General features: G+C 71.5%; 6 protein-coding genes and 1 pseudogene. 4 read left to right on the top strand and 3 right to left on the bottom strand.

Annotated features, from left to right (window positions below):
- Window positions 1-2521, bottom strand: a 2521-nt coding sequence (locus tag VJR25_RS12040; protein WP_324115315.1) for an efflux RND transporter permease subunit, incomplete at its 3' end; no start/stop codon positions are given.
- Window positions 2522-2655: 134 nt separating this feature from the next.
- Between VJR25_RS12040 and VJR25_RS12035 the strand changes: the two genes are divergently transcribed.
- Window positions 2656-3303 carry a TetR/AcrR family transcriptional regulator gene (locus VJR25_RS12035; RefSeq protein ID WP_324115313.1) on the top strand — a complete coding sequence of 216 codons (648 nt, stop codon included), beginning with the start codon at window positions 2656-2658 and terminating at the stop codon, window positions 3301-3303.
- Between the two features lie 301 nt (window positions 3304-3604).
- Here VJR25_RS12035 and VJR25_RS12030 read toward each other — a convergent pair whose 3' ends face one another.
- The gene (locus VJR25_RS12030) at window positions 3605-4588 is read right to left on the bottom strand and encodes an o-succinylbenzoate synthase (RefSeq protein ID WP_324115311.1); all 984 of its coding nucleotides are present in this window, start codon (window positions 4586-4588) and stop codon (window positions 3605-3607) included.
- Between the two features lie 100 nt (window positions 4589-4688).
- Between VJR25_RS12030 and VJR25_RS12025 the strand changes: the two genes are divergently transcribed.
- From VJR25_RS12025 to VJR25_RS12015, 3 genes are read left to right on the top strand one after another with little or no spacing between them, the layout of a single operon-like run.
- A complete protein-coding gene (locus VJR25_RS12025) occupies window positions 4689-5474 on the top strand; it encodes an LLM class F420-dependent oxidoreductase (RefSeq protein ID WP_324115309.1) in 786 nt (261 codons plus the stop codon).
- Window positions 5475-5477: 3 nt separating this feature from the next.
- Window positions 5478-9209 carry a homocysteine S-methyltransferase family protein gene (locus VJR25_RS12020; RefSeq protein WP_324115307.1) on the top strand — a complete coding sequence of 1244 codons (3732 nt, stop codon included), beginning with the start codon at window positions 5478-5480 and terminating at the stop codon, window positions 9207-9209.
- Between the two features lie 19 nt (window positions 9210-9228).
- Window positions 9229-9909: an NADPH-dependent F420 reductase gene (locus tag VJR25_RS12015; RefSeq protein ID WP_324115305.1), complete on the top strand. Its 681-nt coding sequence runs from the start codon at window positions 9229-9231 to the stop codon at window positions 9907-9909.
- Here the strand turns inward: VJR25_RS12015 and VJR25_RS12010 are convergent.
- A pseudogene (locus tag VJR25_RS12010) lies at window positions 9873-10455 on the bottom strand (ECF transporter S component); the annotation flags it as partial. The gene VJR25_RS12015 and the pseudogene VJR25_RS12010 overlap by 37 nt on opposite strands.

Genomic DNA, 10455 nt, shown 5'->3' with positions numbered 1-10455 from the left:
GGTCGGCGACCGGATCGGCGGACTCGGTCAGCAGCGCGAGGGCGACGCGGCGGCGCACCCACGGCGCCCGCTCCGGCAGCAGGTGCCCCTCGACCTTGACCAGGCCACCGGTCGGGGCCACTCGGCCGGCGAGGGACAGCGCCAGGGCGCGCGGGGCGCGGCTGTCGGCGCCGGTGAGCACCACCGCCTCACCCGGCTCGACGCGCATCGTCACGTCGCGGTACAGGCACAGCTCGTCGGGGTCGACGAGCTCCAGCCCATCGGCGGCCACGACGGCGGCGGTGTGCGGCTCCGGCCAGTCGGCATGCGCGAGTTCGCGCTCGACGGCCTCGCCCTCGATGTCGAAGTGGGGGAGGATGCGGCCGAGGCGCTTCGGCATCCACCACGCGGCGCGGCCGAGCAGCGTCATCACGGCGGGCACCAGGGTCATCCGGACGAGGAACGCATCGATGGCGATGCCGGATGCCAATCCCAGCGCGATCGGCTTGAGGTTGACGTCGCCCTCGGGCACGAACGCCGCGAAGACGCCGAACATGATGACCGCGGCCGCGGTGACGACGCGGGCGGATGCCGTGAAGCCGCTGCGGACGGCGTCGACGGCGAGGGCGCGGGTCGCGACACCGCCGGCTGCGCGGCGGGCGTGCACGAAGTCCTCGCGCATGCGCGAGACCAGGAACACCTCGTAGTCCATCGCCAGGCCGAAGAGCACGCCCATGAGGATGATCGGCATGAAGCTGATGACCGGTCCGACCTTGGTGACGCCGAGGAAGTCGGCGCCCCACCCCTGGACGAACACGGCCGAGACGATGCCGAACGCGGCGAGCACCGACAGCAGGTACCCGGCCGCGGCCTTGAGCGGCACCCAGATCGACCGGAAGACGATCGCCAGCAGGATCAGCGACAGCCCGACCACGAACACGCCGAACGGCAGCAGTGCTGCGCCGAGGCGGTCGGAGATGTCGATCGCGACCGCGGTGAAGCCGGTGACCTTGAGGTCGACGCCGTAGGCGCTCTGGAAGTGGTCGTGCTGCGCGCGCAGCTCCCGCACGAGGGCCGCGGTCTTCGGGTCGTCCGGGCTCGTGGTCGGGATGATCTGGATGAGCCCGGTGTCGGCGGTGGCGTTCGGGGTGGAGACAGGCACCGCTTTGACGCCCGGCATGCGCTCGATCTCGTCCTTGAGGTGCTTCATCAGCGTGAGCGGGTCGTTCGAGGTGACGATCGTGCCGGTCATGATGAGCGGGCCGTTGAACCCGGCGCCGAAGTGCTCGCTGATGAGGTCGTACGTCTGGCGGGCCTCGTTCTGCTTCGGCAGCATCCCCGCGTTCGGCAGGGCCAGGGCGAGGCTCGCAGATGGCAGCGCGACCACGCCGAGCGTGAGGATGACCGCGATCGTGGTGACGACCGGATGCCTGGTGACCATGCCCACCCAGCGGGACGCGAGCCCGCGCCGCACGTGCGGCTGCGCGCCGTCGGGCTCGGCCTTCGGCTTCCGCCGGACCCAGCCGCGCACGCGGCCCTTCGCGAACCCGAGGAGCGCCGGGGTCAGCGTCACGGCGATGAGCACCGCGATCGCGACGGCGGCGGCCGCGGCGATCCCCATCGTGGTGAGGAACGGGATGCCGGCGAACGCGAGGCCGACGAGGGCGATGAGCACGGTGACTCCCGCGAAGACGACCGCGGACCCGGCGGTGCCCGTGGCGCGCGCCGCGGACTCCTCGGGCTCGAGGCCCGCCCGCACCTGGTCCTGGTGTCTCGCGATGATGAACAGCGCGTAGTCGATGCCGACGGCGAGGCCCAGCATGAGGGCGAGCATCGGCGTGGTCGCCGAGATCGTCGCGAAGGCCGTGGACAGGAAGATGAGCGCCATCGACAGGCCGACGCCGAGCAGCGCGGTCGCGAGCGGCAGCCCGGCGACCACGAACGAGCGGAACGTCACGACGAGCACGACGAGGGCGATGAGGAGGCCGATCGCCTCGATGATCGAGATCGCCGGCAGCGACTGCGAGAACAGGTCCCCGCCGAGGGAGACCTTCGACCCCGCGGGCAGTTCGGCCTGCAGGGCGGTGGTCGCGTGAGTCAGGTCGCTCTTCGTCGCGGCGGAGACGTCGGTCGCCTGCCCGCTGAACTGCATCTGCACGATGGCGGCCGAGTCGTCGTGCGAGACGAGTCCGGTGACGTGGGTGCTGTACGGGTCGGTGACGCCGAGCACCCCGTCGAGGGTGCCGAGATGGTGGATGGTGCTCGCGATGTCGGTCGTGTAGGGGGCATCCTTCACGCTGTCGCCGGGCGCCGCGACGACGATGAACTGCGCGTTGGTGCCGGCCGCCTGCGGGAAGGTGCGGTTCAGCTGCTCGATTCCCTCCTGCGACTCGGTGCCCGGGATCGAGAACGAGTTGTCGGTGCCCTTCGCGAACAGGGCGACCCCGCCGCCGGCGAGGGCGAGCAGCAGCAGCCAGGCGACGAGCACGCGCCACGGGTGCCGGTACGACCAGCGGCCGAGGGAGTACAGCAGGGTGGACACGGTGCCTCCGGTGCGCAAGGGGATCGGTGGTTCGATACGGCGATGTATCCGATACAAGTGTGTATCGTAGAGCCGGAGCGCCCGCCGAGTCTGAACGGCAGGTGTGAGTATCACGCAGTCGAGGAGCAGGTGCGATGACCGACGCGAAAATGCCCACCCGCAGTCGCGAGAACACGCGGCAGCGACTGCTGGATGCCGCCATGGCGGTGTTCGCGGAGGTGGGGCTGGATGCGGCATCCGTCGAGACGATCTGCGAGCGCGCCGGCTTCACGCGCGGGGCGTTCTACTCCAACTTCGCGTCGAAGGACGAGCTCTTCCTGGAACTCGCCGCGCGCGTCGCCTCCGAGCGCGTCGCCGCCGTGCAGAGCCGCGTCGGCGGTCTCGCGGCGGCCGGCCCGGACGGGTTCGACGAGAGTGAGATCTCGGCCATCCTCGAGCAGGTGCTCGACGTCGGCGCCGACGATCGCATGGGCGTGCTGCTGATGAGCGAGATCCGCATCCGGGCGCTGCGCGACCCCGATGTCGCACGGGCCTTCCTCGAGCAGGATGCCGAGATGAAGCGGAATGTGGCGCAGATCATCACCGACATCAGCGCGCTGAAGGGCATCGAGTTCCGGGTGGATGCCGCACAGGCGGCGCACCTCATGCTCACCGTGTGGGAGACGGCCGCCGTACGCGCCGTCATCCAGGGCGTCGCCGACGAGTCCCGCGGCGGCGAGGCGGCGCTCCGCGCCGCCACCGGCGCCCACCTCGCCGAGGTCGCGCACCTCATCCTCTGCTGACCCGCGTCCTCCGACCCGCCCTCCCCGGTCGTTGAGCGAGCGAAGCGGCCGAACCGCAGTGTTCCACCCCCGGTCGTTGAGCGAGCGGAGCGAGCCGGAACGCAGTGTTCCACCACCCGGTCGTTGAGCGAGCGGAGCGAGCCGAAACGCGGTGTTCCACCACCGGTCGTTGAGCGAGCGGAGCGAGCCGAAACGCAGTGGGTCGCGCGGGGTCTGCGTTTCGTCTCGTCGCTGCGCTCCTCGCTCAACGACCGGGGAGTGGGGTGCTGCGCTCCTCGCTCGACGACCGGGGGCGCGGAGCTCACAACAGGGAGTGGCAGCGGGCGACGCGCTCGCGCCACCAGGCGGCGCGGGGTGCGGGGGCGGCGAGCTCGTCGAGCAGCTGGGGGTCGGGCGCCACGCGTCCGGCCGGCAGCGATCCGCCGATCGGGGCCAGGGCGGGGGAGGCGACATCCGCGCCGAACAGCGACGAGGTGCCCAGGCCGCAGTCGTACTCGAGTTCGGGCAGCGCCGCGGCGAGCACCGTGCCCATGGCGAGCCCGACCGAGGTGTCGAGGGCACTGGAGACGACGGCCGGCAGCCCCGCCTCGGCGACCAGCTGCAGGGCCCGGCGCACGCCGCCGAGCGGCTGCGCCTTCACGATCAGGATGTCGGCGGCCTCCGCCCGCGCCACCGCGAGCGGGTCCGACGCCTTGCGCACGCTCTCGTCGGCGGCGATCAGCACGTCGAGGTTGCGCACGCGCCGGCGCACTTCGGCGAGCTCCGGAACCGTCTCGCACGGCTGCTCGACGTACTCGAGGTCGAAGGGCTCCAGCATCCGGATCGCATGCTCGGCCTCGTCGACGTTCCAGCCGGCGTTGGCATCCACGCGGATGCGTCCCTCGGGTCCGAGGACGCCGCGCACGGCGGCGACGCGCGCCACGTCGTCGGCGAGAGTCTGGCCGCGCTCGGCGACCTTCACCTTGGCGGTGCGGCATCCGTCGAAACGGGCGAGCACGTCCGGCACGGCGGTCGCGGCCACGGCCGGCACCGTCGCGTTCACCGGGATGCGGTCGCGCACCGGGGCGGGCTGCGGGTGCCACGCGAAGTCGATGGCGGCCGCCAGCCACGCGGACGCCTCGGCATCGTCGTACTCGGTGAAGGGGGAGAATTCCGCCCACCCCTCCGGTCCCTCGAACAGCAGCGCCTCGCGCACGTCGACGCCGCGGAAGCGCGTGGCCATCGGCAGGGCCACCACCCGGGCCGTGGAGAGGATGTCGTCGATCGAGGCGAGCGGCTGCGGCATCCTCCCATCTTGCTCGCTCGCGCGGTGATCCGGGCGGACGAGGCCGACTCCCTCGGTCACACAGGGCACGGGGTGCCGCGCCGCCCGTAGGCTGGGAGGCATGCCGCTTCTCGACACTCCGGTGCGCCTCGGCGTGCAGATCCAGCCGCAGCACGTGCCCTACGACGGCATCCGGGATGCCGTGCGGCGCCTCGAGGATCTGGGCGTCGACATCATCTTCAACTGGGACCACTTCTTCCCGCTGCACGGCGACCCCGACGGGCTGCATTTCGAGTCGTGGTCGATGCTGGGCGCCTGGGCCGAGCAGACCGAGCGCGTCGAGTTCGGCGCGCTCGTCAACTGCAACAGCTACCGCAACCCCGACCTGCAGGCGGACATGGCCCGCACGCTCGACCACATCTCGGGCGGCCGGTTCATCTTCGGCACCGGCGCCGGGTGGTTCGAGCGCGACTACGACGAGTACGGCTACGAGTTCGGCACCCCCGGCACGCGGCTGAACGATCTGGCCCGCGGGCTCGCCCGCATCGAGGAGCGCTGGGCGAAGCTGAACCCGGCGCCTCTGCGCCGCATCCCGGTGATGATCGGCGGCAAGGGCGAGCAGAAGACGCTGCGCCTCGTCGCCCGCCACGCCGACATCTGGCACAGCTTCGTGCGCCCGGAGGACATCGCGCACAAGGTGTCGGTGATCGAACGCTGGGCCGAGACCGAGCAGCGCGACGTCTCGAACCTCGTCATCTCGAGCGAGGCCCACCGGCAGAGCCTCGAGTTCGCCGACCCGCTGTACGACGCCGGCGCGCGGCTCATCACCGTGGCGTTCATGGGCCCGGACTTCGATTACGACCTCGTGCGCGGCTGGCTGCGCTGGCGCGACGCGAAGAACGGCTGAGACATGACCGAGCCCCGCTTCCCCCTCGACGTCGAGGCCTTCGCCCGCCCGGCCCGCGCGCAGGCTCTGCTCGACGCCGTGCACACGCGCGTGGTCATCGCCGACGGCGCCATGGGCACCATGCTGCAGCGCCACGACCTGTCGATCGAGACCGACTTCCAGGGGCTCGAGGGCTGCAACGAGATCCTCAACGTCACGCGCCCGGATGTGATCGCCGGCATCCACGACGCCTACTTCGCTGCCGGCATCGACGCCGTCGAGACCAACACGTTCGGCGCCAACTGGTCCAACCTGTCGGACTACGGCATCGACGACCGCATCGCCGAGCTCGCCGAGGTGGGCGCCCGCATCGCCCGCGAGCGCGCGGAGGCCGCGGAGGCCGCGGACGGCCGCATGCGCTGGGTGCTCGGCTCGATGGGCCCGGGCACCAAGCTGCCGTCGCTCGGCCACACCACCTACGACCACCTCAAGCAGACGTTCGCCCTGCAGGCGGAGGGGCTCATCGACGGGGGAGCGGATGCCTTCCTCGTCGAGACCAGCCAGGATCTGCTGCAGACCAAGGCCGCCGTCAACGGATGCCGCCAGGCGATCGTGGCGCGCGGCATCCGCCTCCCCATCTTCGTCGAGGTGACCGTCGAGACCACCGGCACCATGCTGATGGGGTCCGAGATCGGGGCGGCGCTCACCGCGCTGGAGCCCCTCGGCGTCGACGCGATCGGCTTGAACTGCGCGACCGGGCCGGCGGAGATGAGCGAGCACCTGCGGCACCTCTCGAAGCACTCGACCGTGCCGATCGCGTGCATGCCCAACGCCGGACTCCCGGTGCTCGGCGCCGACGGCGCCCACTACCCGCTCAGCCCGGCCGAACTCGCCACGGCGCACGAGCAGTTCGTGCGGGAGTTCGGGCTGGGCCTCGTCGGCGGATGCTGCGGCACCACGCCGGAGCATCTCGCCGCCGTCGTCGAGCGACTGGACGCCGCCGGGGTGCGCACCCCCCGGTCGTTGAGCGAGCGAAGCGAGACGAAACGCGACGACGCGGACGGCTCAGCGCGTTTCGTCTCGGTCGCCGGCGCTCCCTCGCTCAACGACCGGAGAGTGCTGGGCGACCGGGTCATCGAGATCGAGCCGGGGGTGGCATCCCTGTACCAGCACGTGTCGTTCGATCAGGACGCCTCGTACCTCGCGATCGGCGAGCGCACCAACGCGAACGGCTCCAAGGCGTTCCGCGAGGCCATGCTCGAGGAGCGCTGGGACGACTGCGTCGAGATCGCGCGCAACCAGATCCGCGTGGGGGCGCACCTGCTCGACGTCTGCGTCGACTACGTGGGTCGCGACGGCGTCGCCGACATCCGCGAGGTCGTCTCGCGGTTCGCGTCGCAGTCGACGCTGCCGCTCGTGATCGACTCCACCGAGCCCCCGGTCGTGCAGGCGGGCCTCGAGCTCATCGGCGGCCGCCCCGTCGTCAACTCGGTCAACTACGAGGACGGCGCCGGCGCGGACTCCCGCTTCGGGCGCATCATGCCGCTCGTCAAGGAGCACGGCACCGCGGTCGTCGCGCTCACCATCGACGAGCACGGGCAGGCGCGCACCACCGAGGGCAAGGTCGCGATCGCGTCCCGCCTGATCGACCAGCTCGTCGACGAATGGGGCATGCGGGTCTCGGACATCATCGTCGACTGCCTCACCTTCCCGATCGCCACGGGCCAGGAGGAGACCCGCCGCGACGGCATCGAGACCATCGAGGCGATCCGGCAGATCACGCAGAAGTATCCCGGCATCCACACCACGCTCGGCGTCTCGAACGTGTCGTTCGGCCTCAACCCGGCGGCGCGCATCGTGCTGAACTCGGTGTTCCTGCACGAGGCCGCCGAGGCGGGGCTGAGCTCCGGCATCATCGACGCCGCGAAGATCGTGCCGCTGGCCTCCCTCCCCGACGAGCAGCGCCAGGTGGCGCTCGATCTCGTGTGGGACCGTCGCGAGTACGACGCCGACGGCGCGGTCGCCTACGACCCGCTGCAGCGGATGCTGGAGCTCTTCGCCGGCGTCGACACCAAGGCGCTGCGCGACCAGCGCGCGGCCGAACTCGCCGCGCTGCCGGTGGGCGAGCGCCTGGAACGCCGCATCATCGACGGCGAGGGCAAGGGCCTCGAAGCCGACCTGGAGCTCGCCCGCGGCGAGGGGATGACCGCGCTCGGCATCATCAACGACCATCTGCTCGAAGGCATGAAGGTCGTCGGCGAGCGGTTCGGCGCCGGCGAGATGCAGCTGCCGTTCGTGCTGCAGTCCGCCGAGGTCATGAAGACCGCGGTGGCGCTGCTCGAGCCCTACATGGAGAAGACGGAGTCCGCCGGCAAGGGCCGGATCGTGCTCGGCACCGTGCGCGGCGACGTGCACGACATCGGCAAGAACCTCGTCGACATCATCCTCACCAACAACGGTTACGAGGTCATCAACCTCGGCATCAAGCAGCCGATCGCCGACATCATCGCGGCGGCCGAGGAGCACAACGCCGACGTCATCGGCATGTCCGGGCTGCTCGTGAAGTCCACCGTCGTGATGAAGGAGAACCTCGAGGAGCTGCAGGCTCGCGGACTCGCCAAGAAGTGGCCGGTGATCCTCGGTGGCGCGGCGCTCACGCGCGCGTACGTCGAGGACGACCTCGCGGGGCTCTTCGAGGGCGAGGTGCGCTACGCGAAGGATGCCTTCGAGGGGCTCGCGCTCATGGAGCCGCTCGTGCGCATCGCGCGCGGCGAGGAGCCGGATGCCGTCGGCCTGCCGCCGCTCAAGAAGCGGATCCACAAGCGCGGCGCCCAGCTGACCCTCACGGAGCCGGAGGAGATGCCCGGACGGTCGGACGTGGCATCCGACAACCCGGTGCCGGCGCCGCCCTTCTGGGGCACTCGGATCGTGCGCGGCATCGCCCTGGCCGACTACGCCGCCTACCTCGACGAGCGCGCCACCTTCATGGGGCAGTGGGGCCTGCGCCCGGGCCGCGGCGAGGACGGCAAGTCGTACGAGGAGCTCGTCGACACCGAGGGTCGCCCGCGCCTGCGGTACTGGCTCGACCGCATCCTCGGCGAGGGGATGCTGGATGCCTCCGTCGCCTACGGGTACTTCCCGGTGGTGTCCGAGGGCGACGACGTCGTGGTGCTGCACCACGCCGACGACCCGACCGGAGTACTGGGGGTTCCCGGCCTGCTCGCCCCCGACGGCGGATCGGGCGGCGCGCTCGCTTCCGACCGGCTGCGCTTCACGTTCCCGCGGCAGCGCCGCGACCGGCACCTGGACCTCGCCGACTTCGTGCGCTCGCGCGAATCCGGGCAGGTCGACGTGCTGCCGGTTCAGCTGGTCACCGCGGGAGCTGCGATCGACGAGGTCACCGCGAAGCTGTTCGCCGAGAACAGGTACCGCGACTACTACGAGCTCAACGGACTCGTCATGCAGCTGACCGAGGCGCTCGCCGAGTTCTGGCACGCACGCATCCGGTCCGAGCTCGGGTTCGCGGCGGAGGATCCCACCGACACGGCAGGGCTGTTCAAGCTCGAGTATCGGGGCGCGCGGTTCTCCCTCGGCTACCCGGCCTGCCCGGACATGGAGGACCGCCGCAAGGTGGTCGAGCTGCTGCGCCCGGAGCGCATGGGAGTCGAGCTCAGCGACGAGCTGCAGCTGCATCCGGAGCAGTCCACCGACGCGTTCGTGTTCCACCACCCCGAGGCGAAGTACTTCTCGGTGTGACCCGGGTGGACGGTTCGTCGTGAGCTCCGTCGGGATCGTCGGCGCCGGTCGGCTCGGACTCGCCGTGGCGCGGCTGGCCGTGGCATCCGGACACCGCGTGCTGGTCGCCGGGTCGGCGGGCCCTGCCCGGGTGGGGCCTGTGGTCGCGTCGCATGCGCCGGGGGCGGCGGCCGCGACGGTGACGGAGGCGGCATCCGCGGATCTCGTGGTGCTCGCGATGCCGCTGACCGCGTATCCGACGCTGCCGGTGGCGGCACTCGTCGGCCGCACCGTACTGGATGCCACCAACTACTGGTGGGAGCTCGACGGGCTGCGGCCCGACCTCGCCGATCCCGCGACCTCGACGAGCGAGATCGTGCAGGCGCACCTGGCCGGAGCGTCCGTGGTGAAGTCGCTCGGCCACATGAGTGCCGCCGACCTGGAGGCCGAGGCGCGTCCGCGCGGCGCGACCGGGCGCAAGGCCGTGGCGGTGGCGGGCGACGATCCCGCCGCGGTGGCTCAGGTCGTGCGGTTCGTCGACGACCTCGGGTTCGACCCGGTGGTCGTGGGCGGCCTGGCCGAGGGCATCCGGTTCGAGCCGGGCACCGAGATCTTCGGCGGCGACGTGGATGCCGCCGAGCTCCGTGCCCTCGTGGCACGATTCCCCGATTCGCAGCGCGGCCGTTACCTCGCCAAGATCCGCGCCCGCGGCGGTCGCTGAGCGCGGCCGCCGGTCGCATCCACCCGCACCGGCTTGGCGCGGCGCAGGGCGGCGAGCACCGGGCGTCCGATGAGCACGACGCCGACGATCGTCGTGACCGCGCGCAGGGTGTCCCAGCCGGCGGTCGAGGTCACCAGCGAGTACAGCAGGAAGCTCACCAGGTTGCGCCCGAGCGGGGCTCCCGGAACGTAGGAGATGGCGGCGCCCGAACCGACCGCGAACGGCCAGAACCAGAGGTTCAGCAGCAGCCCGAACACGTAGGAGGCCGCCGCGCCGTAGAGGCACAGCAGCCCGATCTCGGTCCACCCGCGCACGCGCCGGGGCAGCAGCCCGGCACCGGCGCCGACCCACGCGCACGCGAACATCTGGAACGGGGTCCACGGGCCGATGCCGCCGAACACCGCGGACGACAGGGCGATCGTCGCGACGCCGAGCAGCATCCCGAACCGGGCGCCGAACGCACGACCGGCGAGCACCAGCAGGATGAACACGGCCTCGACGCCGCCGACCCCGGTGCTCGCGATGCGCACCGCGGTGCCGATCGCG

The sequence above is a fragment of the Microbacterium sp. genome, from assembly GCF_035277845.1.
Taxonomy (GTDB): domain Bacteria; phylum Actinomycetota; class Actinomycetes; order Actinomycetales; family Microbacteriaceae; genus Microbacterium.
The sequence above is the reverse complement of the archived record's forward strand: the minus strand, read 5'-3'. Positions and strand labels throughout refer to the sequence as shown.

Coding starts and splice junctions, on each gene's coding strand:
- VJR25_RS12035 (WP_324115313.1), top strand. CDS start 2,656: ATGACCGACGCGAAAATGCCCACCCGCAGTCGCGAGAACACGCGGCAG.
- VJR25_RS12020 (WP_324115307.1), top strand. CDS start 5,478: ATGACCGAGCCCCGCTTCCCCCTCGACGTCGAGGCCTTCGCCCGCCCG.
- VJR25_RS12025 (WP_324115309.1), top strand. CDS start 4,689: ATGCCGCTTCTCGACACTCCGGTGCGCCTCGGCGTGCAGATCCAGCCG.
- VJR25_RS12030 (WP_324115311.1), bottom strand. CDS start 4,588: ATGCCGCAGCCGCTCGCCTCGATCGACGACATCCTCTCCACGGCCCGG.